The sequence below is a fragment of the uncultured Spongiibacter sp. genome, assembly GCF_964011655.1.
Lineage (GTDB): Bacteria > Pseudomonadota > Gammaproteobacteria > Pseudomonadales > Spongiibacteraceae > Spongiibacter > Spongiibacter marinus.
Genome location: NZ_CAXGPO010000025.1, coordinates 1 through 25,194, shown reverse-complemented (window position 1 = coordinate 25,194; position 25,194 = coordinate 1). Strand labels below are relative to the sequence as shown.

Below are 25,194 nucleotides of genomic sequence, written 5' to 3'. Positions count from 1 at the left end.
TTTACGCCTGGCTTTCTTCTTCGTTGGCAATTTGCTGAAGTTCGCGCAGGTAGCGAAAGAGCTTGCGCGCTGCTGCGGGCGGCTTATTCGCCGTTTTTTCTTTGCCAGCTTGCATGAGTAATTGGCGAAGTCGCTGTCGATCAGCATTGGGGAAACGTTGTAGTGCGGCGTCGACGCCCTTGACGCCAGCGGCTAGCATATCGTCTCGCAAGTCCTCTAGCTCGTGAAAGCGTCGCGCCAATGCTTTTTGCCCTTGCTCCTGTTCAAGCAGGGCGGCTTCAATGCCGCTGGCATCAATGCGGCGCATCAGTTTGCCGATGTACTGCATTTGCCGGCGAAGCCCCTCGCGGCTCTTAATCCGCCGCGCCGTGGCGATGGCTTCCTCAAGGTCGGGATCGTTGATGGGAACCCGGGCCAAGTCGGCATTGCTTAAGCCCACGAGGCGACTGCCCAGTTTTTGCAGGGCTTCCATTTCGCGCTTCAGTGCGGTTTTACTCGGGCGTTCTTGATCGTCTATATCGGTCACAATAACGGTTGCTCTATCGGCTTGGCTTGAGTGGAACTCAAGCGTAAAAATACGTGGCTAATCCAAGGAAGGACATAAAGCCGACAACATCGGTAACCGTAGTTAACACTACGCCGCCAGCTAACGCGGGATCGATGTTCAGCGCCTTCATTACCAGCGGCAAAATGGCGCCGGCCAGTGATGCGGTGATCAGGTTAATTACCATGGCGGCGGCGATAATGGCGCCGATTAAGGGGTCGTTAAACCAGTAACTGGCGGCCAGCGCGACAATGAGTGCCCACAGCAGCCCGTTCATGAGTCCTACCAGAACCTCTCGATTGATCAGCCAGCGACTGTTATTGCGGCTGATATGGCCAAGGGCCATCCCGCGAATCACCACGGTTAAGGTTTGTGTGCCGGCGACACCGCCCATGCTCGCGACAATGGGCATAAGTACGGCCAGTGCGACGACTTTTTCAATGGTGCCTTCAAAAAGGTTGATAACACCGGAGGCAATAAAGGCCGTTAACAAATTGATGCCGAGCCAAATGGCGCGGCGCGGCGCGGTGGTCATTACCGATGCAAAGGTGTCTTCGTCTTCATCCAGACCGGCCATACTCATCAGTGAGTGGTCGGACTCTTCGCGGATAACATCGACGACGTCATCGATGGTGATTCGGCCAAGCAGCAATTGATTGTCGTCGACCACGGGGGCACTGACCCAGTCCCGCCGCTCGAAGAGGTTGGCAACATCGCGCGCAGGCATGGACGCCACAATGGGCTCAACTTCGGTGTCCATGATTTCACGAACGGTAACGCTGGGGTCCGAGACCAGCAGTTTCCGCAGCGACAGTGAGCCAATGAACTGGTCATTACGGTTAACGACCAGCAGGCTATCGGTCATTGCGGGAAGCTCTTCGTGCCGCCGCAGGTAACGCAGCGCGACATCCAGGGTGATGTTCGGCCTTACAGTGATGGTGTCGGTGTTCATCAGACCACCGGCACTGTCCTCGTCGTAGGACAGTATGTGCTCGACGCGCACCCGGTCTTGATGGTCCATCGACTCCAGCACTTCGCGAATCACGCGGTCCGGAAGTTGCTGGAGTATATCGGCGATATCGTCGGTTTCGAGGCCCTCGGTGATCGCGGCGACTTCCTCGGCATCCATGTGCCGCAGGAACTGACTCTGCACCTCGTCGCTCAGGTGCTGGAGAATGTCACCCTCATTTTCGGTATCGACAAGTTGCCACAGCACGCCCCGTACTTTTTGCGGTGTTGACTCAATAAGGTGGGCGGCATCGACGGGAGGCAGGCCGTTGAGCATACGCCGAATTTGCAGAAACGCGCCGGAGCCCAGAGCTTCATTCAGTAGCTCTAGGCGGCTTTCAGCTTGGGGCTTTTCTGCGGTTTGGGCCATATAGCTCTCTGCGTTGCGTTCGGCTTTCTGCTGGATAGCAGTCACACAGTGTGGCGAGAATTATCCTTTAATCTTCGCTGGGCAACAATTGCAGACGGGCGAAATCGCGCTGAAATGCGCAGTATTTGATTTATTCGCCTTCGTCAAAGCGGCGTTCGATCAAGTCGACGAGAGCGTCCAGGGCTGCTTGTTCGTCTTCCCCTTCGCAGCGAATGTGCAGTGTCATGCCTTTGCTGGCCGCGAGCATCATTACCGACATGATGCTTTTTCCGTCGACCCATTGCTGCCCCGCCGACACCTGAATGCGAGAGGCAAATGCGGTGCTGGTGGTTACGAATTTGGACGCAGCACGGGCGTGAAGGCCGAGTTTATTGATGATAGGAATTTGGATTTCTTGCATCGCCTTGTCCAGCCCAGGTTAGTGCTGAAGTTCGCGGTGGCGAACTTGCAGGCCAGGACAGGTGTCGCGAAGCGCCTTAGCCAGCTTTTCGGCCATGTATACTGAGCGATGTTGTCCACCCGTGCAACCGATCGCGATGGTGAAGTAGCTGCGACCGGCAGATTCTATCTCAGGCAGCCAGCGCAGCAGGTAAGTGAGTATGTCGCTATACATCTGTTGGACTTGCGGCTGGGCATCGAGGAAGTGCTGAACGGCCTCGTCGCGGCCGCTGAGGCTGCGCAGTGCCTCGTCCCAGTGAGGGTTGGGGAGCATGCGCAGATCGTAGACCTGGTCGGCATCAATGGGTAGGCCGCGCTTAAAGCCGAAGGACTTTAGTTGTAGTGCCATGCGGCTAGCGTCGACGCCGAGAACGCGGTCACGTATGGTGGCGCGCAATTGATGCACAGTCATGTCGCTGCTATCTATGGTCAGCGATGCCTCGGCGACAATGGGCTCCAACAGCGCAGACTCTTGCTTTATCGCGTCGCTAAGCGGCTGGGAGTCGGTGCTCAGTGGATGCCGTCGACGGGTCTCGCTAAAACGCTTAATGAGCTTGTCGTCGCTGGCATCCAAAAAAAGAATACGCAAGCTGGCCAGGCTTCGAACTTGTTTGCACAGTTCTTGGAAGCGGGCGAGCTCCGTTTGTGAGTTTCTCGCATCGATACAGACAGCAACCTGCTGATGAACTTTCAGTGTGCTTTGAGAGAGTTCGGTAACGAGTGCGGGTAGCAGTGACACCGGCAGGTTGTCGATGGCGTAGAAACCTTCGTCTTCGAGCTGGTGCAGCGCCGTGCTTTTGCCCGAACCTGAGCGGCCGCTGAGAATAATAAGCTTCACGCCTAGCTCGCTACCGCACGTTCATAAAGACTGCTGTCGCTGTCTGCGCTGCGAAGCTGCTGGCGGAAAGCGTCATCGTTGAAGGCGTTGGCCAAGCTTGCCAACACTTTAATGTGTTCGTCGTGTGCTTCGGCAGGAACGATCAACGCAAACACTAAGTCCACGGGTTGATCGTCTATCGCTTCGAAGTCGATAGGCTCGGCAAGTTTAAGCAGCATGCCGGTAATTTCGGTGCACTGCTGGCTGCGACAGTGGGGAATCGCAACCCCGTGCCCGATACCTGTGCTTCCGAGTCGCTCGCGGGCGAGCAGTTCGTTGAACAGTTCGTCGGCGTTGAATTGCGCATTATCCTCACTGACAAAAATAGAAATTTGTTCCAGTAGGCGTTTCTTGCTGCCCACAGACGTACCGCAGTGGGTACGTCCGGGGCTGAGTATTGAATCAAGGGTCATGTTTACGTTTCCGGAACATCCCCGGGCCTTTAGTGGCCCAGGTTTTTCTCCTTGTGTTTAATAAGCTGGCGATCGAGCTTGTCGGTGAGGCTGTCGATGGCCGCGTACATATCCTCTGATTCACAGGTGGCGAACAGATCGGCGCCAGCCACATGTACGGTGGCTTCAGCTTTTTGAACCAGCTTTTCTACTGACAAGGTAACGTCGGTATTGGTGATATTGTCGAAGTGCCGTTGCAGCTTGGCGAGTTTGTTGTTGACGTAATCGCGAAGTGCCGGGGTAACTTCAACATGGTGACCACTGACGGTTATTTGCATATCTTGCTCCTTCATCGCTGAGAACATCCGGCGCCTCCCGGCGCGTTGTTTGGGCCTTTTGGGGCCTTATTAGACCAGTCTTTTCCGTTCGTTAGAGGGCGGAATGACTAGTGATTCCCTGTACTTTGCAATGGTTCGCCGGGCAACTTTGATGCCTTGCTCGGCCAACAGTTGGGTGATTTTGCTGTCGCTTAGCGGTTTTTTGGGATTTTCTGCGGCAATTAATTTTTTGATTAGTGCACGAATCGCCGTGGAGGAGCATTCTCCTCCGGTATCGGTCGAGACGTGGCTGGAGAAAAAATATTTGAGTTCGTAGATGCCTCTCGGGGTATGCATATATTTTTGCGTGGTAACCCGTGAGATCGTCGATTCATGCATGCTCACTGCATCGGCGATATCGTGGAGCACTAGCGGTTTCATCGCTTCGTCGCCGTACTCCAGGAATCCGCGCTGGTACTCAACAATCTTGGTGGCGACTTTCATCAGTGTTTCGTTGCGGCTCTGCAGACTTTTAATGAACCAGCGCGCTTCCTGGAGGTTGTCGCGAATATAGTCTTTGTCGCTGCTGGTGCCGCTGTCTTTGGCTAGCGATGCGTAGTGGCTGTTAATTTGTATTTTCGGGGCGATGTCCGGGTTTAACTCAACCAGCCAGCGGCCTTCTTTTTTGCTGACGAATACGTCTGGTACCACATACTCCGTTTCGTCGTTACCCACGCAGTCACCAGGAGTGGGGTTCAGCGTTTGAATGAGTGCCAGGGTGTCGCGCAGTTGGTCTTCTTTTAGCCGGCAGCGGCGCATGATTTGGTTGTAATCACGGTTGCCGAGCTGCGGCATATGCTGCTCGACAATCTGCAGCGCTTCAGTCAGGTATGGGGTGTCTGGGGAGAGCTGTCGAAGTTGAATCAGCAAGCATTCTTGAAGGTCCTGGCCGCCAACACCTGGGGGGTCAAACTGCTGGATGAGGTGAAGGACGGCATTCACTTCTTCTATTTCGATATCGTCGTCGTCGAAGGCGTCCACCAGCTCTTCGGGGCTGACGGTGAGCCGCCCTTTTTCATCGATCGCGTCGATGATGGCATCAGCGACGATGCGATCAAGTTCTGAAAGCCGGCTGAGGTTGAGTTGCCAGCGCAGGTGGTCCTGGAGCGACTCTGAGCTGCCGTGGCGATAGTCATTGTTGTAGTCGTCGTCGGCGCTACCGGCCGTGGAGGAGCTAGGTGCGGAGCTTTGGTAGACGTCTTCCCACTGGCTGTCTACCGGCAAATCTTCGGGGATGTCGCTGCGCTCGGCCCATTCACTGTCAGCGTCGTTGCTGGGCGCCTCCTCAGCAGAGGTCGTTTTGCTGTCAGCCTCATTGGCGTTACTTTCGCTCTGGCTGTTGCTGCTCTGGGGTTCCGGGCTGTCGCTGTCTTCCTCTACTTCCAGCAGGGGGTTGGAGTCCAGTGCCGACTGAATTTCCTGTTGAAGGTCGAGGGTGGAGAGCTGTAATAAACGAATCGCCTGTTGCAGCTGGGGCGTCATGGTCAGCTGCTGACCGACTTTTAGCTGGAGCGATTGTTTCATAGGCAATGACTTCTACTACAACCATACCTGAGGGATTAAATGCCGTTATGTAGCCATAAACGACGATGCTTCAGGGTCAGTGTAGTCCCGCAGCCGCACCGCTGCAATAGGCGTTTAAAGCAATTGCTGTGCCGATTTTTTGATCAAAGGGTAAATGTGTCGCCGAGGTAGATGTCCCGCACGATTTGGTTGTTGAGCACGGCCTCGGCATTGCCCTCAGCAACGATGCGACCTTCGCCAACTATGTAGGCTTTTTCGCAGATATCGAGGGTTTCTCGCACGTTGTGGTCGGTAATTAGGACGCCGATGCCGCGCGCCTGCAGGTGGCGAATAATCTGCTGAATATCGTTCACCGATATGGGGTCTACCCCGGCAAAGGGCTCGTCGAGCAGAATAAAACTGGGCTCGGTGGCCAGTGCTCGTGCAATTTCTACTCTGCGCCGTTCCCCGCCCGAGAGCGCCATACCCGGCGATTGGCGAATATGGGCAATGTGAAATTCTTGTAGCAGTGCATCGAGCTTTTCTTTGCGTTGCTTGCGGTTCAGGTCGCTGCGGGTCTCCAATATCGCCATGATGTTGTCAGCGACGCTCAGCTTCCGAAATATGGATGCTTCCTGAGGGAGGTAGCCGACGCCGTGTTTGGCCCGACCTTGGATGGAAAGCGGTGTCAGGTCTTTGTCGTCGAGCTGAATGCGGCCGCGGTCGGCGTTGACGATGCCGACGATCATGTAAAAACAGGTTGTTTTTCCCGCCCCGTTGGGACCCAACAAGCCGACTATTTCACCGCTGTTAATACTCAGGGAGACGTCTTTGATTACCTCTCTGCCTTTGTAGGCTTTAGCGAGGTTGCTGGCTTTCAATACGGGCATGTTAGCGGGGAGTCTCCGGGGTGTCGGGGGTGGTGCTTGGAGCAGGGCTATCGGTATCACTCACGCCCTGCTGAGGCTGTAGGGTCATTTGTACCCTGCCATCGAGTTTGTGGCTGCCGCCATCGGCAATGACCATTTGCTTGCGCCCGCTGTATACAATGCGATCGCCACTGATCTTGGAGCCCTGATGTCGGATGGTGGCATCTTTTTGCAGCAGGATTTCCTCGGCATTTAGGCTGTATTCTATGAGTCGGGCACTGGCGACCACGACGCCTTCCCCGGCGCGGGGTTGTTGCTCAAAATGGGCGGGGCTGCCATGGGCAATAACCTTGGTTACTTTTCTGTCAGCCTCGACAATAATCAGCTTGTCTGCGCGAATAATCAGGCTGCCCTGCGACATATTGACGTTGCCCGTGTAAATGCCGCGATTGTTTTCATAGGTGGCTTTATCTGAGCTGAGGTTGATGGCCTGGCGGCGGTCATCGGGCAAGCCGTGCACGCTGCTGGCGAGGCAGAGCAGGGCGCTAATAGCGAAGGTGCGTAGATTATTGCGGTTCATAGTGTCCTTTTACCTTCGCGAGCAGCTCGACTTTCTCGTTAACGAGGTCGGCCGTCATGCCCTCCGACTGGGTTTCGCCATTGGGTAGTTGCAGTCGCAGTGGCTGATCCGTTGCTACCAGGCTTTGCTCCAGGTCAATGCTGAGTTGCTCTGTGTGGATTTGTGCTTCGCGAATTAAGTCTTCAACAACAACACTGCCACGCAACTGCAGTTGTTGGCCATTTTGTGACAGTGTGCCGGTAATGGCTTGCGCCGTCCACGGCCGCTGCTCGCCGATATTGCCGATGTAGAAGGGCTGATTGAGCTGGATGTTGCCCGAGGAAATCATGCGTTCGGCACTGTCGGCGCGCCAGCGGTATGCCACATTGCCGTCTTGGCGATATTTCAAGCCTTCGATGCCCTGTAGGTGGGAGTCAACATCGGGGATGGCTTCGAAGCTGTCAGTCAGGCTCAATTTCCCGCTCTCACTAAATTGCGTGAGGTAGATCACGGTGCCCGCGATAGCGGCCAGTACCGATAGGACCGATGCAGCGTTGATATTGAATGACGGCGCAGCCATTTACAGGAACTGCTCAAGTGCGTCGTTGAGCTTGCCTTGAGACATCAAAATAAGCTCGGCGATCTCTCTCACAGCGCCACTGCCCCCTGCGGCACGCGTTTGCCAGTCGGCATGGCGAGCGACGAAGTGGTGACCATTGGCGACGGTAATGCCCAGGCCCGCTGCTCGAATCGCGGCTAAGTCGGGTAAATCGTCACCCACGTAGGCGATTTGATCGTAGCTTAGCTTGAGGTCTTGGCGCAGTTCTTCGAGTGCCGTGCCTTTGTCTTCCCTGCCTTGGTAGATTAACTCGATGCTCAGTTCTCGCGCGCGTCGCAGCAGCAGTTCAGAGGTTCTGCCGGTGATTATGGCGGGGCGGATGCCGGCGTCGCGCAGCAGTTTAATACCCAGCCCGTCAAGGATGCTGAACGCTTTCATTTCCTCGCCGCTATTGCCAAAGTAGAGGCTGCCATTGGTCAGTACGCCGTCGACATCCATTGCCAGTAGGGTGACCGTTTTTGCTTTTTCGAGAATGGTTTGCATGGTGTTCCCTGTTTTAGGCGACGCCGGCTTTAAGCAGGTCGTGGGTGTGGATCACGCCTACTGGTTTTGCGTGATCGTCCAGAGCGACCAAGACGGTGATTTTATTATCTTCCATAATGCGCAGTGCTTCTGCGGCCAGTGTGCCGGGCTTGATGCTGCGGCAGTTGGCGGTCATCACGTCGTCTATTTTCGCTTGGTGAATGTCAATGCCGCGGTCGATCGCGCGCCGCAAGTCGCCGTCTGTGAAAATACCCGCCAGGCTGCCGTCTTCATTGAGTACCGTGGTCATACCCAGCGCTTTACTGCTCATTTCCAGCAGGGCATCGCTGAGCTTGGCGCCAGTATTGATGTGCGGTATGGCTTCCCCGGTGTGCATAATATTGTCGATCTTCAGCAGCAGGCGTCGACCCAGCGCGCCGCCGGGGTGAGAGAAGGCAAAATCATCGGCGGTGAAGCCGCGGGCCTCCAGTAACGCGATGGCGAGCGCATCGCCCATTACAAGTGTTACGGTCGTGCTGGATGTCGGGGCAAGATTCAGTGGGCAGGCCTCTTGTTCTACGCCGACGTCGAGATGGACATCCGCGCTGCTGGCGAGCTCCGAGTTGGGCTTTCCCGTCATGGCGATCACGGGTACGGCCAGCAGCTTAAGCAGCGGGATCAGGGTGACCAGTTCTGCAGTTGACCCCGAGTTTGACAGGGCTATCACCACGTCGCCGGCGGTAATCATCCCCATATCGCCGTGGCTGGCCTCCCCGGGGTGTACAAAAAATGCGGGGGTGCCTGTACTGGCCAGGGTCGCCGCCAGTTTGTTGCCGATGTGGCCCGATTTACCCATGCCGGTGACAACGACTCTGCCCTTGCAGTTTAGAAGAAGTTCGCAGGCGCGATTAAAGCTGTCATCGATACGCTCGCCGAGCGCGTCGACGGCGTCTCCTTCCATGCGAATAACGCGTTTAGCAGTGTCGAGATAAGAAGATGCCATCGTTGGGAGGAAACCTCGTTATTGCAATAATGCCGTTAAGCGGCGGCTAATTTTCGCTATGATAATTTCCAATGTGAAAAATTAACAGGTTTACCTCGTCGTCGTGCGGGGAGCCAATTCCGTAAACTGCTGTCTTAGCAAGGGTGTAGGGCAGGCTATTCGCGGTAATGCGGGTCGTGGCTTAACTATCGGAGATAAAAAATGTTCAAACAAATGCTTTTGGCGCTGGGTTTGGTGGTATTTGCGGGCGCCGTGTCGGCGGCTGACGCACAGCGCGGGCCTCATGAAGTGGTGGCGGGTACCACGCAGGAATTGATGAAAGTGATTGAAGAGGCGCGCGAGTACGTTGCCGAAGATCCGCAACGCTTTAACGACGAAGTGCGTCGAATTATGGATGAGGTTGTGGATTTCCAGAGCTTTGCTCGCGGGGTAATGGGCAAATACGGCAGTCGTGCGTATTACCAGAGCTTGCGCACCAAAGAGGAGCGGGAGCAATTTCGCGACAATGTGATTCGCTTTACCAAGAACTTCAAAGACGGTTTGATCAACACCTACGCAAAGGGTCTGCTTGGTTTCAATGGCAACAAAATAGAAGTACTTCCGCTGCCTGCTGATGCGGATTTGTCCGGTAGCGTCGGCGTGCGCCAGCACATCTACGGCGAGCGCGCTGAGCCCTATGAAGTTGTTTATACCCTTCGCCGTGGGCGCGACGGTAACTGGATGCTGCGCAACGTGATTATCGAGGGGCTGAATTTGGGGTTGATCTACCAAAACCAGTTCACTACCGCAGTGGCGACCTATGATGGCGACATTGATAAAGTGATCGACAACTGGACGGTTGCTCCGAGAGAGGTGATGGAGCAGGCCGCCAAGTGAAGACCTGCGGCGGTCTTCTCGCCAAGACCGCCGCAATTGCGTACAATTCGTCGCCTAATTTTTGTATTTACGGAATACCTTAGGCATGCAAGCAGAACAGATCCTGGCGCGACTCCGCGAACACTTCGCAGATGGTGTTTTTGAAGTGAGTGGGGAAGGTAATCATTACGATGTGCAAGTGATCAGCGATGCCTTTGCCGGTCTTCGCCCGGTGAAGCGTCAGCAGCTGGTATATGCCGCCGTGAACGACTGGATTAAAGACGGTTCTCTCCACGCTATTAATATTAAGGCGCTGACCCCTGCCGAAGCCTGATGGGCAAATAGGTAGTTGGCGGCGCAGGAGCTCTCATGGATAAATTGTTAATCCGCGGCGGTGGTCCGCTCAGCGGAGAGATACGCGTTTCAGGTTCAAAAAATGCGGCCCTGCCGATACTGGCGGCGACTCTGCTATCCAGTGAGCCGGTAAGAGTCAGTAACCTGCCCCATCTTCACGATATTACTACCATGATCGCCCTGCTGCGTAGCATGGGTACTGAGCTGTTGGTTGACGAGAAACTCTGCGTTGAAATCAACGGTGCCACAACGAAGCAGACCACCGCGCCCTACGAATTGGTGAAAACCATGCGGGCGTCGATCCTAGTGCTTGGTCCGCTTTTGGCCCATTTTGGGCGCGCCAGAGTGTCTTTCCCCGGCGGCTGTGCGATCGGCAGCCGTCCTGTTGATCAGCATTTGCGTGGCCTGGAGGCCATGGGCGCGCAGATCGACGTCGATGAAGGCTACATTACCGCAACCTGTCCCAACGGGCGGTTGAAGGGCGCCCATATTTTGTTTGATATGGTCACCGTCGGCGGCACCGAGAATGTTCTTATGGCGGCGTGTTTGGCCGAGGGGCGAACAGTTCTGGAAAATGCGGCGCGAGAGCCAGAGATTATTGACTTGGCGAATTGCTTAATCGCTATGGGAGCCAAGATTTCCGGCCATGGTAGTGCAACCATCACCATTGATGGTGTAGAAAAGTTAGGTGGCTGCAGTTATTCGGTGATGCCAGACCGCATAGAGGCGGGAACCTACTTAGTTGCCGCTGCAGCAACGCGCGGCAATATTAAACTGCGGGATATCGATCCCAACACGCTAGATGCTGTGTTGGTTAAGCTTGAAGAAGCCGGCGCGAAAATTGAGCATGGCGAAGACTGGATTAGCCTGGATATGGAAGGCCGACGTCCCAAGGCCGTGAGTTTCAAGACGGTGCCATACCCGGGATTCCCCACAGATATGCAAGCGCAGTTCACGGCGATGAATGCGGTAGCTGAGGGCGTTGCCAAAGTGAGCGAAACCATCTTTGAAAACCGCTTGATTCAAACCCACGAAATGAATCGTATGGGTGCGAACATTAGCGTCGATGGCAATACCGCGTTGATTACCGGAACTGAACGCCTGAAAGGTGCGCCGGTAATGGCCAGCGACTTGCGCGCGTCGGCGAGTCTGGTGATTGCTGGTTTAGTGGCTGACGGTGAGACACTCGTGGACCGCATCTACCATATTGACCGCGGCTACGAGTGTATTGAAGAAAAGTTCTTGTCGCTCGGCGCCGACATTCGCCGGGTCAGCAGTTAAAAAATATTAGTCTGGCCATTGCCGCAAGTATTGGCGGTAAAGCCTAATTCGGGAGTTGTAAGCGTGGATCAGCCAATTACCATAGCGCTAACGAAGGGGCGTATTCTCAAAGAGACGCTGCCTCTTTTGGCGGAGGCGGGTATTGAACCGCTGGAGGATATTTCCAGTAGCAGAAAGTTGATCTTCGCGACAAATCATCCCCATATTCAATTGATCGTGATTCGAGGTACGGACGTACCCACATACGTAAAGCTGGGCTCGGCTGATATCGGCATTGCCGGTAAAGATATGCTGCTCGAGTTAGGGGCTGAGGACATGTATGAGCCTCTGGATCTGAACATCGCGCGGTGCAAGCTAATGACCGCTGGGCGGGTGGGCGAGCCGCTGCCTCAAGGGCGCGTGCGCGTTGCGACAAAGTTTGTAAACGTTGCCCGCCGCCACTTTGCCGAGCGCGGTATTCAAGTGGAATTGATCAAGCTTTACGGTGCCATGGAGCTGGCGCCGCTGATGGATCTTGCCGATCTAATCGTCGATATCGTTGATACCGGTAATACCTTGCGAGCGAACGGTATGGAGCCCCTGGAACTGATCTCCCCAGTGAGTTCGCGGTTAGTGGTGAACCGGGCGGCAATGAAGCGCAAGCACGCGGTCATTCAGGGCATTATCAACGATTTGGAAAAGGCAGTTAGCGCACGAGCCGCGGAGGCCTGAAAATGAGCAAGGCAGTGATCAACAGAATGAGCCGCAGCGCGCCGGACTTTGATGCCCGGCTCGATGCTTTGCTCGCCTGGGACTCTGTGTCGGATGCGGGCGTGGTGAGTACGGTCGCCGGTGTGCTGGGCGATATACGTGAGCACGGCGACTCGGCGCTGCTGGACTACACGCGCCGTTTCGATAACGTGGAAGCGGCGTCAGTTGCCGAGCTGGAGTTCAGCCAGCAGCAGTTGCACGCGGCATTGCAGCGTATTGATGCGCAGCAGCGGCAGGCTCTGGAGCGGGCGGCGGAGCGAATTCGTTTGTACCATGAGCATCAGCGTCAGGAGTCGTGGCAATATCAAGAGGCTGATGGAACGGTGCTTGGCCAGCAAGTGCGGCCTATGGATCGCGTGGGTTTGTATGTGCCGGGTGGCAAGGCAACCTATCCTTCGTCAGTATTAATGAATGCAATTCCAGCCAAAGTGGCTGGGGTGGCTGAGTTGGTTGCCGTGTCCCCCACGCCGGGTGGTCAGGTGAATGATATGGTCTTGGCCGCTGCCGCCATTGCCGGGGTGGATCGGTTGTTTGCGATAGGTGGCGCGCAGGCGATTGCGGCACTTGCCTATGGTACCGAAACCATTCCCAAGGTGGATAAGATCGTCGGGCCTGGCAATATCTATGTCGCCACGGCAAAGCGGCAAGTTTTTGGTAGCGTGGGTTTGGACATGATCGCGGGCCCCTCCGAGATACTGGTCGTTTGTGATGGCAAAACCGATCCCAACTGGATCGCCATGGATTTGTTCTCGCAGGCCGAGCACGACGAAGACGCGCAATCATTATTGATATCGCCCAGCACGGAATATCTGGATCAAGTGGCGGCAAGCATCGACCGGCTTTTACCGACAATGGAGCGCGAGGATATGATCCGGCGTTCGCTGAGTGAGCGCGGCGCGCTGATCGCTGTGGCGGATATGTCGGAAGCTATCGAGCTGGTGAACCGCATTGCGCCGGAGCACTTAGAGCTATCCGTTGACGAGCCCGAGCAATATTTGCCGCAGATCCGTCATGCAGGAGCGATCTTTCTCGGCAGGCACACCCCGGAAGCCTTGGGGGATTACTGTGCAGGACCTAATCACGTGCTGCCGACGTCAGGCACCGCGCGTTTTTCATCGCCGCTTGGCGTGTATGACTTCCAAAAACGCTCCTCGGTGATTAACTGCTCTCCCGCCGGTGCTGCTGTGCTCGCTGAAACCGCGTCGGTGTTGGCGCGTGGTGAATCGCTGACGGCACACGCGCGAAGTGCCGAGTATCGACTCCGGGATGGGGGTGGCGATGAGTAGGTTTTGGAGCCCTCGCGTCAAAGAGCTCGAGCCATACGTGCCGGGCGAGCAGCCCAAGTTGAGCAAGTTGACGAAGCTCAATACCAACGAGAATCCCTTCCCACCGTCGCCTAAGGCTATCGAGGCAATGCAAGCGGCACTGGGCGATGATTTGCGGTTGTACCCGGACCCAAATGCGGACAGCTTGCGGGCAGCGATTGCTGATTATTATGGCGTTGAAGCCAATCAGGTGTTCGTGGGGAATGGCTCCGACGAGGTGCTGGCTCATATTTTTAATGGTCTATTCCAACACGGCCGCCCGCTGCTCTTTCCCGATATCAGCTATAGCTTTTACCCCGTGTATTGCCAGCTGTATAACATTCCTTTTGAGCGCATCCCGTTAACGGACGATTTTGCGATAGATGTCAGTGACTACACCGGCATCAATGGTGGCATTATTTTCCCTAACCCCAATGCCCCCACTGGACGCTTGCTGCCCTTGGATGAAATTCGTCGTTTGCTGGCGGTGAACAACGAAACCGTTGTGGTTGTTGATGAGGCGTATATCGACTTTGGTGGCGAGTCGGCGGTCGGCTTGGTGAATGAATATCCCAATTTGCTGGTAACGCAAACCTTCTCCAAGTCGCGCTCCTTGGCGGGCCTGCGAGTGGGTTTGGCGATTGGTTCAGCAGAGCTGATTGACGCTTTGGATAGGATAAAAAACAGCTTCAATTCCTATCCATTGGACCGTTTGGCATTAGCGGGGGCGGAAGCGGCGATTAACGATCGCGAGTACTTTGCGCAGTGCTGTGATGCGGTGATTGCCGAACGTGAGCGCTTGCGCGCTGAGCTCAGCCAGCGTGGGTTTGAGTCGCTGCCCTCTGCGGCGAATTTTTTGTTCACGCGCCACCGGACGCTGGCAGCCGCGGATATTGCCGCGGCCCTGCGAGAGGATGGGGTGATTGTGCGGCACTTCAAGCAGCCGCGTATCGATAATTATCTGCGTATTACCGTGGGCACTGCCGAGCAGCATGCTCAGTTGTTGGCGTCTTTCGACGCTCGCTTTCCCCGCTAGCCGCCCTGTTGCTCAGGGCGCATCGTAACTTTAGTGGTTACCGAGAATGGTTTGTTGCTGCGCAGCAGGCCTAGTCGAACGGTTTCGCCAGGGCGGGTGTCGGTGATGAGTCTCATCCCGGCGTGGCCGTCGCCAACTTTCTCGCCGTTGATCTCCGTTAAAATATCACCCAGTTGAAGACCCGCGGTGGCCGCTGGACCATTCCTGGCCAGGCCTGTGATAACCACGCCATTGGTGCCTGTGCCCAGAGGCTGAACTTCAATCCCCAGCCAGCCGCGTACCGGCCGTCCGTAGCGGATGAGGTCGTTCATCGTGCGCAGCGCAAGGTCGGTGGGTATCGCAAGGCCAATACCTGTGGAGCCGCCACTCTGGGTATAGATCGCCGTGTTAATGCCCAGGAGCTTGCCGTCGCGGTCGATCAATGCACCGCCGGAGTTGCCGGGGTTGATCGCGGCGTCGGTTTGAATAAAGTTTTCGAACTGGCTCAAACCCAGTCCATAGCGTCCCGTTGCGCTGATGATCCCCTGGGTTACGGTTTGGCCAAAGCCGTAGGGGTTGCCGATGGCCAGCACAATATTGCCAACCCGCGCCTGCTCTGGCTGTCCGGCTTGGATCGCGGTTAGGTTTTCCAGGTCGATCTTGAGTACCGCCAGATCGGTGTCGGAATCACTGCCGATCACGCTGGCCAGCGCTTGGCGGCCGTCTTGCAGCATCACCAAAATTTCGTCGGCATCTTTAATAACGTGAAAGTTAGTGAGCAGATAGCCGCGCTTGTCGACGATAACCGCCGAGCCAAGGCTGCGCTCCAAGTGTTGCCGTGCCCTGCCACTGCGATTAAAGAAGTGCTTGAACAAGGGGTCGTTGGCGAGAGGGTGGCGCTGCTGTACCACTTTGGTGGTGTAGATGTTAACGACCGCAGGTGCTGCCTTCTCCACGGCTGCTGAGAAATCGCCCGGTGCTGCGCCGCCTGGCTGGTAAGAGAGGATGAAGAGCCCGAGCAGCAATCCGCAGATACTCGGCCAGAAAAGCGTTTTCAGAAAGTGCAGTTTCACCGCAGCGCCTCAATTTTCAGCAGCATAATCGTTAGCCGGGAGCAGGCTGTGGTTCTGGCGTCCGGCGGGGCGTGATAGCCTATCACGAATGTGAACGATTCCGAATTAACAAGGGGGAAATGTGGCGACGAGTTTGCAGGAGACGAGTTTGCAAGAGTTGGTGGCGGAGGCGAACGCTATCATGGAGCCTGAGGCATTTACGGACTACTGCCCGAACGGCCTGCAAGTAGAAGGGCGGGCTGAGGTGCGGCGTATCGTTAGTGGCGTGACGGCCAGTCAGGCGATGATTGATGCTGCTGTGGACGCAGGCGCTGATGTCCTGCTGGTTCACCACGGTTTTTTTTGGCGCGGAGAGGACCCCTGCGTCAAAGGTATGAAGCGCCGGCGCCTCCAGCGTCTGTTAGAGAGCGGCGTTAGCCTTGTTGCCTACCACCTGCCTTTGGATGCCCACCCGGTGCTGGGTAATAACGCTCAGTTGGCAAAAGAGCTGGGGTTTGTGGTGGAGGCGGGGTTGGATGGTTCGGCCAGGCCGGTCGGCAATGTGGGGCGTTTGAGTGAGCCGATGGCCGCGCGCGACTTTGCTGCCAAAGTGGCCAGCGTTTTGGGGAGAGAGCCACTGCTGGAGGAGGTGGGGGAGCACCCCATTCACCGAATTGCCTGGTGTACCGGCGCGGCGCAATCGTATATCGATCGTGCGGCAGAGTTGGGGGTAGATGCCTACCTGAGTGGCGAGGTATCGGAGCCGACCATTCACAGCGCAAGGGAGCAGGGGCTGCACTACATTGCGGCGGGCCACCACGCCACCGAGCGCTACGGCGTGCGCGCGCTTGGCGCCAAGCTAGCGGAGACGCTGGGAATCGAGCATCAGTTTATCGATGTTGATAACCCAGCGTAAGCGGGGTTAGGCGTGGGGCGCCACCGGCGGTTTAGGTTCCTGTTCGGATTCTGAGTCCTTGTCCAGGCCAAACTCTTCATGGAGGGCGCCCTTGCTGCCCGGTTGGCGCGGCGCATAGTCCAGTGGCTGCTGAGAAGGTTTGCCGGCAGCGGGGTTGCCCTCGAGTACGGGGCGGCCCTCGGGAAGGGTTTGCAGGGGACTGATGCCCGTGCTGTGCAGGTCGCGTGCGCCACTGGCGATGTGGTTGTGAACATTGCGGTAGCTTTCAGCAAGGTCGTTGAGTAGCTCTGCGGTGCGGTCAAAGTGGCCGCTGACTTCTTGCTGGTAGTCCTGTTGCTGCTTTTGCATGTCATTAAACTGCTTTTCCAAGGCAGCGCGACTCTGCTGTTCTGGCCTGATGCGGCTGAGCATAAAGTAGCCTGCGGCACTGCCTATCAGCAGGCAGATAATGGCTACGGCGATCAGGGTGCTCAATTCGTACACAGTGTTTCCTCCTTGCTCACGACATGTTGCCGTGTTTCGCCACAGTATAACTGGCTCGGATGATTGGGGCAGCCAGCTGAAGCGAAAAATTGCCAATTGGCATTGCGCTGGGTAAAGTTGCCGCCGTCAAAACTAGGGAGAGCAGTATGTCTTCACCTCTACAGCGCTATCAGAGAGATATTGAGTCGGGCGGGTTTTCCCATGACCAAGCTCAGGCGCATGCTGTTGCATGTTTGCAGCGTTTGTACGAGGAGCTGATTGCTGCACCGCCGACAACTCAGGGGCGCGGTTTGGCGGGAGTATTTGCCAGGTTTCGCAAAGCGCCGCCGGTTGCCTCCATTAAAGGGCTCTATTTTTGGGGTGGAGTGGGGCGCGGCAAAACGTATTTAATGGACACGTTTTACGACACTCTGCCGTTTGACGATAAGCTGCGTGCGCACTTTCATCGATTTATGCAGCGCGTTCATCGCGAGCTAAAGGACCTTGCCGGGGAGAAAAACCCCCTTGTTATGGTGGCAGACCGCATAGCGGATGAGGCGAGGGTCATCTGCTTTGACGAGTTTTTTGTCTCCGATATCACCGATGCCATGATTCTCGCAGGCTTGTTCGAACGCTTGTTTGAGCGCGGCGTGGTGCTGGTTGCCACCTCAAATATTGTTCCCGACCAATTGTACAAAGATGGCTTGCAACGGGCGCGCTTTCTGCCGGCTATCGCCTTGATTCAAGAAAATGTTGAGGTCGTGAATGTCGATGGTGGGGTGGACTACCGTCTGCGGGCCCTCGAGCAGGCAGAGTTGTACCACAGCCCCCTGGACGACCAGGCGGAGGCCAGCTTGCAGCGTAGCTTCACCAGTTTGGCGCCCGAGGCACCCGAGGCGAATGTTGCGCTGGATATAGAGGGGCGAAATATTGTCGCCAAGCAAGTGGCTGACGACGTGGCGTGGTTTGAATTCGATGAGCTGTGTGATGGCCCCAGAAGTCAGTACGACTATATCGAGCTGGCGAGAATCTTCCACGCCGTGGTGATTGGCAATGTGCCAATACTGGGCGCCGGAAGAGATGACCAGGCGCGACGTTTTATAAATTTGGTCGATGAGTTTTACGACCGCAATGTAAAACTGGTATTGTCTGCAGCCGCACCGTTGGCGTCGCTGTATGCTGGCGGACGATTAGATTTTGAATTTGAGCGTACCCAGAGCCGTTTGCTCGAAATGCAGTCCAAGGAATATCTGGCGCGAGAGCACCGCCCATAGTGGCGGCTTGCTCTCGCGGTGTTTGTTTAAGAAAGCTGTGTTTTTAGCTTGAAAATCATTTGGCGCTTATGTAGTATTCGCGCTCTTTGTTCGGTACGGTCCCCATAGGCGAGATTCATGAAAACCTTTAGTGCAAAACCCAACGATGTCACTCGCGACTGGTTCGTGGTTGACGCCGCCGACAAAACATTGGGTCGTCTGGCCAGTGAGATTGCGCATCGCTTGCGCGGTAAGCATAAGCCTGAGTACACGCCTCATGTCGATACCGGCGACTACATTGTTGTTGTCAACGCGGAGAAAGTTCGCGTAACTGGCAAGAAAACGACAGACAAGATTTACCATCATCACACTGGCTACCCCGGTGGTTTGAAGTCAATCAGCTTCGAAAAGCTGATCGATAAAGCCCCCGAGCGAGTTATTCAGGGTGCGGTTAAAGGCATGCTGCCTAAAAACCCCCTGGGTCGAGCTATGTTCAAGAAACTGAAAGTTTATGCTGGCGCTGAGCATCCTCACACTGCCCAACAGCCCATCGAACTGAATATTTAACGGAAGCGTACTATGTCAGCCACTCAATATTACGGCACTGGTCGCCGTAAAACTTCTTCAGCTCGCGTCTTTCTGAAGGCGGGAAGCGGTAAAATTTCGATCAATGATCGTGAGCTAGATCAATACTTTGGTCGTGAAGTTGCTCGTATGATCGTTCGTCAGCCTCTGGAGCTGGTCGATATGGTTGAGAAGTTTGATATCAAAGTAAACGTCAGCGGTGGCGGCAGCTTTGGTCAGGCCGGTGCGATTCGTCACGGTATTACACGTGCGCTGATGCAGTATGACGAAGCCTTGCGTGGTGACCTGCGTAAAGCCGGTTACGTGACTCGTGATGCTCGTGAAGTTGAGCGTAAGAAGGTTGGTCTGCGTAAAGCGCGTAGAAAGCCACAGTTCTCCAAGCGTTAACCACTGCGGCCGAATGGCCGGAAGGCGCTTTGGCGGCTATCGGAAAACGCCCAACAGAAAAACTGTGGGCGTTTTTTTTTGCCCGTTTGAGAGGCGGGATAATGCTGGCGAGCAGGGAATTGATTGTCAGTCCGGGCCAAGTTCATTAGTATTTGGCTCACTTGAAATTAGCTGTCGCTCCCTTATTGGGGCGGTTTAGTCTGATTATTCGTATGTTATGGGGGAAACGTCATGAGTAATGACGGCGTAAACACGGGGCGTCGGCGCTTTCTGACCGCAGCTACCTCGGTGGTCGGTGCCGCAGGCGTAGTTGGGGTGGCAACGCCATTCGTGGGCTCTTGGAATCCCAGTGCCAAAGCTAAAGCGGCAGGTGCACCGGTAAAGGCAGATATCAGTAAATTAGAGCCGGGCCAAATGGTCGTAGTAGAGTGGCGCGGTAAGCCAGTTTATGTACTGCGCCGCACAGAAAAGCAGATCGAAGAGCTTTCTACTATCGAAACACATTTGAAAGACCCCGCATCTGAAGGCGCGCAGCAGCCGGAGTACATTGAAGGCATTGCTCGCTCTATTCGTTCTGAGTATCTCGTTTTGATCGGCTTGTGCACCCACTTGGGTTGTGCACCTAAGCACCGTCCAGAAGTCGGTGTTCCCGACTTGGGTGGCGATGCCTGGGTAGGCGGCTTCTTCTGCCCTTGCCACGGCTCACGCTTCGATCTGTCTGGTCGCGTCTACGCGGGCTCACCTGCGTCGCGTAACTTGGATATTCCGCCATATTCATACGAAGGTGACAATGTACTCGTCATCGGTGTCGATCAGGGGGCTGCGTAATGAAGATGTTAATTGGTCTGCGCGACTGGGTTGATGCCCGCCTACCAATTATGCGTGCATGGGATACCCATATGGGTAAGTACTATGCACCTAAGAACTTTAACTTCTGGTATTTCTTCGGTGTGTTGTCGTTGCTGGTGTTGGTAAACCAGCTGCTGACCGGTGTATGGCTGACAATGAGCTTCACGCCGAGTGCTGAGGAGGCGTTCCGCTCCGTTGAATACATCATGCGTGATGTCGAATACGGTTGGATCATACGCTATATGCACTCAACCGGAGCATCGGCGTTTTTCGTTGTTGTCTACTTGCACATGTTCCGTGCCCTGCTTTACGGCTCGTATAAGAAGCCCCGTGAGCTGATTTGGGTATTCGGTATGTTCATCTTCCTGGCGCTGATGGCAGAGGCCTTCGTTGGTTATGTATTGCCATGGGGTCAAATGTCATACTGGGGTGCGCAGGTAATTATCTCGCTGTTCGGCGCCATTCCGGTTGTCGGCGAAGATATTGTGCAGTGGATCCGCGGTGACTACCTGATTTCTGGTATTACCCTGAACCGCTTCTTTGCGCTGCACGTTGTTGCGCTGCCGATTATTCTTCTGGCCTTGGTTGTTCTGCACATCCTTGCGCTCCACGAAGTAGGCTCCAATAACCCTGACGGCGTTGAGATCAAGAAGAACAAGGACGAGAACGGCATCCCCCTGGATGGCGTGGCGTTCCACCCGTACTACACCGTGCACGATTTGACAGCGGTGGCGGTGTTCTTGTTTGTCTTCTGTAGCATCATCTTCTTCATGCCTGAAATGGGCGGTTATTTCATCGAGTTTGCGAACTTTGAAATCGCCAATGGCTTGAAGACGCCTGAGCACATTGCTCCAGTTTGGTACTTCACGCCGTTTTACTCGGTGCTGCGTGCCGTTCCCGATAAGCTGTGGGGCTTCGTTGCATTCGGCGCGTCTGTAGCGATTCTGTTCCTGTTGCCTTGGCTTGATCGCAGCCCAGTGAAGTCCATTCGCTATAAAGGGCGTATCAGTAAGGTTGCTATCGTACTGTTTGCGGCAGCCTTCCTGATTTTGGGTGTGCTGGGTGTTAAGGCGCCGACCGAAGGCCGTACTTTGCTGGCTCGAATTTGCTCAGTGATTTACTTTGCCTTCTTCCTGTTAATGCCTTTCTGGACCAAGTGGGAAGCGACTAAAGCTGAGCCGACCCGGGTGACCGATGGCGGCATGGGCTTCTGGAAGAGCATGGGCGTTCTGCTGGTCGTTGCGCTGTTGACCATCGTTCCGCTGAAGGCGGTCGGTGCGGAGTCAGCGCATAACTGCGGCACTATGGATTGCGATGAAATTCAGACGGACGTTACCAACCTGCCGTCCTTGCAGCGTGGCGCCCAAACCTACATGAACTATTGTATGGGGTGTCACTCTTTGCAGTACGGGCGTTATCAGCGTACTGCCAACGACCTGAATATCCCCGAAGACTTGTTTGAGCAGTACCTTAAGTTCGATCAGTCGGCCAAAATCGGTGCATTGATGACCAATGCCATGGACGAGGCCGAAGCAAAGAAATGGTTTGGCGCTGCGCCACCGGATCTGACGCTGGTTGCGCGTGCGCGTAACCCCGACTGGCTTTACACCTACCTGCGCACTTTTCACGCTGACCCTTCACGTCCATACGGCGTAAATAACCGCGTGTTTAAAGATGTTGGTATGCCTCACGTTCTCGCTGAGCTGCAAGGTATGCCTGAGTGTGCGCCGGGCCCGGTGCAGGCGGCCAATGGTGGTATACTGCGCGACCCGTTAACGGGTGAAGATGTGCTTTTCGATGAAAAAGGCAATGCCCTGAACCCATGTGGCAGTTTCACCTACGCTACCGAAGGGTCGTTGACTCCGGAAGAGTATGATGCCGTTATCTACGACCTGGTGAACTTCCTTGAGTACATGGGAGAGCCTGTACAAGCGAAGCGTAAGCGCATTGGCGTCTATGTGCTGGCGTTTATTGCGCTGTTCTTCGTTTTTGCTTACCTGCTTAACCGCGAGTACTGGAAAGACGTGCACTGATGTAAACCTGCGAACAGCTGGGTTTTATAGACGGGCGGCTTCATTTTGAGGTCTGCCCGTTTCTTGTCATATAGATTGATAGTTTGAGGTGAGTTCAATGGGCGTTGTTGCCAAGCGTTCTACAATGACATTTTTTTCTGATGCAGCCAGCCACTATAGCCATCGTGTGCGGATTGTATTGGCAGAAAAGGGTGTAACCGTCGATATTGTTGACGTTGATCCAAGCAACCTTCCCGAGGAAGTCGCTGAGCTCAACCCCTATGGTAGTTTGCCGACCCTGGTGGATCGCGATTTGGCTTTGTATGAGTCAAAAGTGATGATGGAATACCTCGATGAGCGCTTTCCTCATCCGCCATTGCTGCCGGTATATCCAGTAGCGCGTGGTGAGAGCCGTCAGTACATTTATCGCATCGAGCGCGACTGGTGTCGTCTGGTCGATGAAATTCAGAACGGCAGCCAAAAAGCACAGGATAAAGCGCGCAAAGAGCTGCGTGACAGCCTGCTGACGATCGCACCGATTTTCGCTGAAAAGCCATTCTTTATGAATGAAGAGTTCACATTGGTGGACTGCTGTTTAGCTCCGATTCTATGGCGATTGGAGCTGCTGGGCGTGGAAATTCCTCAGACTCGTCAGTCCAAGCCGCTGCTGGAATACATGGTTCGCCTGTTTGAGCGCCCCTCATTCCAGGAGAGCTTGACACAGAAAGAGCGGGAAATGCGCGGCGAAAACAGCGCGGCCTAATCACTATGGCAATGAACTCCAGCCGCCCTTACATGATCCGAGCGATCTATGAATGGGTCGTCGATAATGACTGCACTCCCTACATTCTGGTGAATGCCATGATGGAGGGAGTGGAAGTGCCCCAGCAGTTTGTGCAAGACGGTCAAATTGTTCTTAATATCTCTCCGTCTGCTGTTGTTGGTCTTGATGTCGGCAACGACGAGCTGGGTTTCCGAGGGCGGTTTGGCGGTGTTGCGCAAGATATCCGTGTGCCCGTTGCCGCTGTGCTCGGAATTTACGCCAGAGAAAATGGCCAGGGCATGCTGTTCGATGCCGACGAGCCGCCGACAACACCGCCGGATGGGGCGGGCTCCGACACGACGTCGAGTGCTAAGCCGCAGCCGGGGCGGCCAAGCCTGAAAGTAGTCAAGTAACAGTAGTAGCTCGAATCCTCGGGCTACTTACCTCCCTAGTAGTATTCAAATACCCTTACCACTTTTTGCACGCCTTTTGTTTCGCTGGTCACGCGCGCCGCGATATCTGATTCACTCTTTGATACTAAACCCATCAAATAGACGACACCCTTTTCTGTAACGACCTTGATGCGCGATGCATCCAGCTGTTCGTTAAGGGATAGGCGGCTTTTGACCTTGGTGCTCAGCCAGCTGTCATTGCTGCGTGTGAGCATGCTGCTGGCTTCGCCAATGCTGAGTTCGTTGTGCACCTTTCTCACTTTTTTGAGCTTGTCAGCAACGGCGGCGGCTTGCTGTTTTAGCTCGGCGTTAGCCACTTGTCCTGTGAGCAACACAATGCCGTTGTGACTGGTGACGTTAATGTGTGCGTCCTCGAGCTCCGGGCGGGTTTTGCGGATATTGACGGTGGCTTTGGTTTCAATAATTTGGTCGTCAATATAGCTGCCAAGGCTGCGGCTACCGGGGTCTTCCTGTATCGGTGCGTCGTTAGTAGCAGTGAGTATCTGCGTGCAGGAAGCAAGACTCAGGGACAAAGCTAGCGCCTGCAAGGTGCGAAGGTAAGTATTCATATCAATAACTTCCAAATAGTTGGCTGTCGATGAGCTCGCATATTGCGTGAACAGCAACAAGCTGCATTTCTGTTAGGCGGGCGGCATTGTCCACGGGAAAGACCAGCTCAATATCATCGGCTTGCAGCAGCGCGCTAGCGTCACCGGCATCTGGGCCCGAGAGGCCGATTACGCGCATTTCGCGTTCGTGTGCAGCCTGAATGCAGCGCAGCGTATTCGCACTGCCGCCCTGATAGCAGATGAAGAGGCAGTCACCGCGATGACCTAATGCCCGGATCTGATTGGCAAATATATCGTTGTAACCTGACTGGGATGCGATTGCCGTGGCAGTTGCTGAATCCGTCGTTAGCGCCATCGCCGGAAGCGCTGGGCGCTCATGCTGAAAATGGTTGAGCAGGTTGGTAACAAGATGTTGGGCGATTAAGCCCTGAGTGCCCTCGCCACAACAGATCACTTTGTTCTCGCTGAGCATGGACTCGACGATACCTTCACTGGCTTTCGCAATACCTTCACCAAGTGCTTCCATGGTGTACATGCAGCTCTCTATGTGGCGGTGAAACAGGTCTACCACGTGTTCTGATTGATCCACAGTGCGGAATCCTTATAGCTGAAAGGCATTAGGTAGCCAGTGTAGTTGGAATTTGCCTTGCTGCTCCGATGCTTCAATGACATCGAAACGGCAGGGAAGTTCGCACTGGCTGTGAGTTGCTAGGTAGAGTGAGGCCGTTTGGATAATGCGCTGTTGCTTGTGTCGGTCGACCGATTCCGCACCTCCGCCGAAGCGACGGTTATTGCGCAAGCGGACCTCCACAAACACCAGTGTTTCTCCGTCCTTAGCAATAATGTCGATCTCTCCAAAGCGGCTACGAAAATTTTGCTGGACGATGATAAGGCCTTGTTTGCGTAGAAAGTCGCAGGCTGAACGCTCGGCGTTATCGCCTTTTTGCTTGCGGTTAAACAAGTTTATTCCTGGCTTGATGCATCGATGACCGCGACACCCCCGCGAATTTCCGCCAGTGTGAGTTCGCGCTCTATTTGGCCCAAGGCATTCAAGGTGAGTGTGCCTGTTTCGCCGAACACTTGCCCACTGCCTGTGCGTAATTGATTAATACGCATATGCAAACGGAAGCTGTCTACGCCCAGGGCATACATCCGCTGAAAGGCATCGCTGCGAGCAAAGTGCGCATTAATGGCTTGGCGTATGGCGGAGTCACTGTTGAATACCCAGGGGATATCGACAAAGTGAATACCGTTGATGTCCTGGTCCCGGGAGCGGTCAGTGTTTCCGCGGTAGATATGTGATGTCGCGTAGAC

General features: G+C 55.0%; 32 protein-coding genes. 14 read left to right on the top strand and 18 right to left on the bottom strand.

Features of this window, described 5'->3' with window-relative positions; genetic code table 11:
- Position 1 precedes the first annotated feature (1 nt).
- The 12 genes from yjgA to ABNS66_RS11345 form a co-directional block, all read right to left on the bottom strand.
- Positions 2–526 carry a ribosome biogenesis factor YjgA gene (gene yjgA / locus ABNS66_RS11400; RefSeq protein ID WP_286839096.1) on the bottom strand — a complete coding sequence of 175 codons (525 nt, stop codon included), beginning with the start codon at positions 524–526 and terminating at the stop codon, positions 2–4.
- A gap of 37 nt (positions 527–563) precedes the next feature.
- A complete protein-coding gene (gene mgtE, locus ABNS66_RS11395; protein WP_027874574.1) occupies positions 564–1,922 on the bottom strand; it encodes a magnesium transporter in 1,359 nt (452 codons plus the stop codon).
- A 130-nt stretch (positions 1,923–2,052) separates the two neighbouring features.
- A complete protein-coding gene (locus ABNS66_RS11390) occupies positions 2,053–2,322 on the bottom strand; it encodes an HPr family phosphocarrier protein (protein ID WP_027874573.1) in 270 nt (89 codons plus the stop codon).
- Positions 2,323–2,340: 18 nt separating this feature from the next.
- Complete coding sequence (gene rapZ, locus ABNS66_RS11385) at positions 2,341–3,198, bottom strand: RNase adapter RapZ (protein WP_286839092.1); 858 nt, start codon at positions 3,196–3,198, stop codon at positions 2,341–2,343.
- A 2-nt stretch (positions 3,199–3,200) separates the two neighbouring features.
- Positions 3,201–3,650 (bottom strand): PTS IIA-like nitrogen regulatory protein PtsN, encoded by a 450-nt coding sequence (gene ptsN / locus ABNS66_RS11380; protein ID WP_204997274.1) that lies wholly within the window; start codon positions 3,648–3,650, stop codon positions 3,201–3,203.
- Between the two features lie 29 nt (positions 3,651–3,679).
- The gene (raiA, locus tag ABNS66_RS11375) at positions 3,680–3,967 is read right to left on the bottom strand and encodes a ribosome-associated translation inhibitor RaiA (protein WP_204997275.1); all 288 of its coding nucleotides are present in this window, start codon (positions 3,965–3,967) and stop codon (positions 3,680–3,682) included.
- 69 nt (positions 3,968–4,036) lie between these two features.
- Complete coding sequence (locus ABNS66_RS11370) at positions 4,037–5,530, bottom strand: RNA polymerase factor sigma-54 (RefSeq protein WP_286839090.1); 1,494 nt, start codon at positions 5,528–5,530, stop codon at positions 4,037–4,039.
- A gap of 143 nt (positions 5,531–5,673) precedes the next feature.
- Complete coding sequence (gene lptB, locus ABNS66_RS11365) at positions 5,674–6,399, bottom strand: LPS export ABC transporter ATP-binding protein (protein WP_204997277.1); 726 nt, start codon at positions 6,397–6,399, stop codon at positions 5,674–5,676.
- A 1-nt stretch (position 6,400) separates the two neighbouring features.
- Entirely contained in the window at positions 6,401–6,958 is a 558-nt protein-coding gene (gene lptA / locus ABNS66_RS11360) for a lipopolysaccharide transport periplasmic protein LptA (protein ID WP_204997278.1), read from the bottom strand.
- Positions 6,945–7,517, bottom strand: coding sequence for an LPS export ABC transporter periplasmic protein LptC (gene lptC, locus ABNS66_RS11355; RefSeq protein ID WP_286839088.1), 573 nt, complete (start codon positions 7,515–7,517; stop codon positions 6,945–6,947). Before lptC ends, lptA begins: the two co-directional genes overlap by 14 nt.
- Positions 7,518–8,039, bottom strand: a complete 522-nt coding sequence (locus ABNS66_RS11350; RefSeq protein ID WP_204997280.1) for an HAD hydrolase family protein — start codon at positions 8,037–8,039, stop codon at positions 7,518–7,520.
- A 13-nt stretch (positions 8,040–8,052) separates the two neighbouring features.
- Positions 8,053–9,021, bottom strand: coding sequence for a KpsF/GutQ family sugar-phosphate isomerase (locus ABNS66_RS11345; protein WP_286839086.1), 969 nt, complete (start codon positions 9,019–9,021; stop codon positions 8,053–8,055).
- Between the two features lie 201 nt (positions 9,022–9,222).
- Here ABNS66_RS11345 and ABNS66_RS11340 point away from each other — a divergent pair, with 201 nt between their 5' ends.
- From ABNS66_RS11340 to hisC, 6 genes are all read left to right on the top strand, one after another.
- Positions 9,223–9,897, top strand: coding sequence for an ABC transporter substrate-binding protein (locus ABNS66_RS11340; protein WP_204997282.1), 675 nt, complete (start codon positions 9,223–9,225; stop codon positions 9,895–9,897).
- A gap of 85 nt (positions 9,898–9,982) precedes the next feature.
- A complete protein-coding gene (locus tag ABNS66_RS11335; protein WP_027874562.1) occupies positions 9,983–10,210 on the top strand; it encodes a BolA/IbaG family iron-sulfur metabolism protein in 228 nt (75 codons plus the stop codon).
- A 35-nt stretch (positions 10,211–10,245) separates the two neighbouring features.
- Positions 10,246–11,511: a UDP-N-acetylglucosamine 1-carboxyvinyltransferase gene (gene murA / locus ABNS66_RS11330; RefSeq protein WP_286693851.1), complete on the top strand. Its 1,266-nt coding sequence runs from the start codon at positions 10,246–10,248 to the stop codon at positions 11,509–11,511.
- Positions 11,512–11,574: 63 nt separating this feature from the next.
- Positions 11,575–12,222, top strand: a complete 648-nt coding sequence (gene hisG / locus ABNS66_RS11325; RefSeq protein WP_027874560.1) for an ATP phosphoribosyltransferase — start codon at positions 11,575–11,577, stop codon at positions 12,220–12,222.
- Positions 12,223–12,224: 2 nt separating this feature from the next.
- Positions 12,225–13,547 (top strand): histidinol dehydrogenase, encoded by a 1,323-nt coding sequence (hisD, locus tag ABNS66_RS11320; protein WP_286839084.1) that lies wholly within the window; start codon positions 12,225–12,227, stop codon positions 13,545–13,547.
- The gene (gene hisC, locus ABNS66_RS11315; RefSeq protein WP_286839083.1) at positions 13,540–14,601 is read left to right on the top strand and encodes a histidinol-phosphate transaminase; all 1,062 of its coding nucleotides are present in this window, start codon (positions 13,540–13,542) and stop codon (positions 14,599–14,601) included. Before hisD ends, hisC begins: the two co-directional genes overlap by 8 nt.
- Here hisC and ABNS66_RS11310 read toward each other — a convergent pair.
- Positions 14,598–15,653 (bottom strand): trypsin-like peptidase domain-containing protein, encoded by a 1,056-nt coding sequence (locus ABNS66_RS11310; RefSeq protein ID WP_286693855.1) that lies wholly within the window; start codon positions 15,651–15,653, stop codon positions 14,598–14,600. The genes hisC and ABNS66_RS11310 overlap by 4 nt on opposite strands.
- 148 nt (positions 15,654–15,801) lie before the next feature.
- Between ABNS66_RS11310 and ABNS66_RS11305 the strand changes: the two genes are divergently transcribed.
- Complete coding sequence (locus ABNS66_RS11305) at positions 15,802–16,548, top strand: Nif3-like dinuclear metal center hexameric protein (protein ID WP_348655328.1); 747 nt, start codon at positions 15,802–15,804, stop codon at positions 16,546–16,548.
- A gap of 6 nt (positions 16,549–16,554) precedes the next feature.
- Here ABNS66_RS11305 and ABNS66_RS11300 read toward each other — a convergent pair whose 3' ends face one another.
- Positions 16,555–17,031: a DUF1043 family protein gene (locus ABNS66_RS11300; protein WP_204997286.1), complete on the bottom strand. Its 477-nt coding sequence runs from the start codon at positions 17,029–17,031 to the stop codon at positions 16,555–16,557.
- A gap of 146 nt (positions 17,032–17,177) precedes the next feature.
- On the opposite strand from ABNS66_RS11300, the gene zapE reads away from it, so the two are divergent.
- The 7 genes from zapE to ABNS66_RS11265 all read left to right on the top strand — a co-directional run bounded on the left by zapE (position 17,178) and on the right by ABNS66_RS11265 (position 23,272).
- Entirely contained in the window at positions 17,178–18,284 is a 1,107-nt protein-coding gene (zapE, locus tag ABNS66_RS11295) for a cell division protein ZapE (RefSeq protein WP_286839082.1), read from the top strand.
- Positions 18,285–18,401: 117 nt separating this feature from the next.
- Entirely contained in the window at positions 18,402–18,830 is a 429-nt protein-coding gene (rplM, locus tag ABNS66_RS11290; protein ID WP_204997288.1) for a 50S ribosomal protein L13, read from the top strand.
- Between the two features lie 12 nt (positions 18,831–18,842).
- Entirely contained in the window at positions 18,843–19,235 is a 393-nt protein-coding gene (gene rpsI, locus ABNS66_RS11285) for a 30S ribosomal protein S9 (RefSeq protein ID WP_204997289.1), read from the top strand.
- A 231-nt stretch (positions 19,236–19,466) separates the two neighbouring features.
- Positions 19,467–20,063 carry a ubiquinol-cytochrome c reductase iron-sulfur subunit gene (petA, locus tag ABNS66_RS11280; protein ID WP_204997290.1) on the top strand — a complete coding sequence of 199 codons (597 nt, stop codon included), beginning with the start codon at positions 19,467–19,469 and terminating at the stop codon, positions 20,061–20,063.
- A complete protein-coding gene (locus tag ABNS66_RS11275; protein ID WP_286839081.1) occupies positions 20,063–22,117 on the top strand; it encodes a ubiquinol-cytochrome c reductase in 2,055 nt (684 codons plus the stop codon). Before petA ends, ABNS66_RS11275 begins: the two co-directional genes overlap by 1 nt.
- Positions 22,118–22,214: 97 nt before the next feature.
- The gene (gene sspA / locus ABNS66_RS11270; protein ID WP_204997292.1) at positions 22,215–22,859 is read left to right on the top strand and encodes a stringent starvation protein SspA; all 645 of its coding nucleotides are present in this window, start codon (positions 22,215–22,217) and stop codon (positions 22,857–22,859) included.
- Between the two features lie 5 nt (positions 22,860–22,864).
- Positions 22,865–23,272 (top strand): ClpXP protease specificity-enhancing factor, encoded by a 408-nt coding sequence (locus ABNS66_RS11265; protein ID WP_204997293.1) that lies wholly within the window; start codon positions 22,865–22,867, stop codon positions 23,270–23,272.
- 35 nt (positions 23,273–23,307) lie between these two features.
- Here ABNS66_RS11265 and ABNS66_RS11260 read toward each other — a convergent pair whose 3' ends face one another.
- The 4 genes from ABNS66_RS11260 to ABNS66_RS11245 form a co-directional block, all read right to left on the bottom strand.
- Positions 23,308–23,880: a BON domain-containing protein gene (locus ABNS66_RS11260; RefSeq protein WP_027874549.1), complete on the bottom strand. Its 573-nt coding sequence runs from the start codon at positions 23,878–23,880 to the stop codon at positions 23,308–23,310.
- Between the two features lies 1 nt (position 23,881).
- Positions 23,882–24,469: an SIS domain-containing protein gene (locus ABNS66_RS11255; protein ID WP_286839079.1), complete on the bottom strand. Its 588-nt coding sequence runs from the start codon at positions 24,467–24,469 to the stop codon at positions 23,882–23,884.
- 12 nt (positions 24,470–24,481) lie between these two features.
- Positions 24,482–24,841: a YraN family protein gene (locus tag ABNS66_RS11250; RefSeq protein ID WP_286693861.1), complete on the bottom strand. Its 360-nt coding sequence runs from the start codon at positions 24,839–24,841 to the stop codon at positions 24,482–24,484.
- A gap of 2 nt (positions 24,842–24,843) precedes the next feature.
- The coding region (locus ABNS66_RS11245) for a penicillin-binding protein activator (protein ID WP_348655327.1) at positions 24,844–25,194 on the bottom strand (351 nt) is incomplete at its 5' end.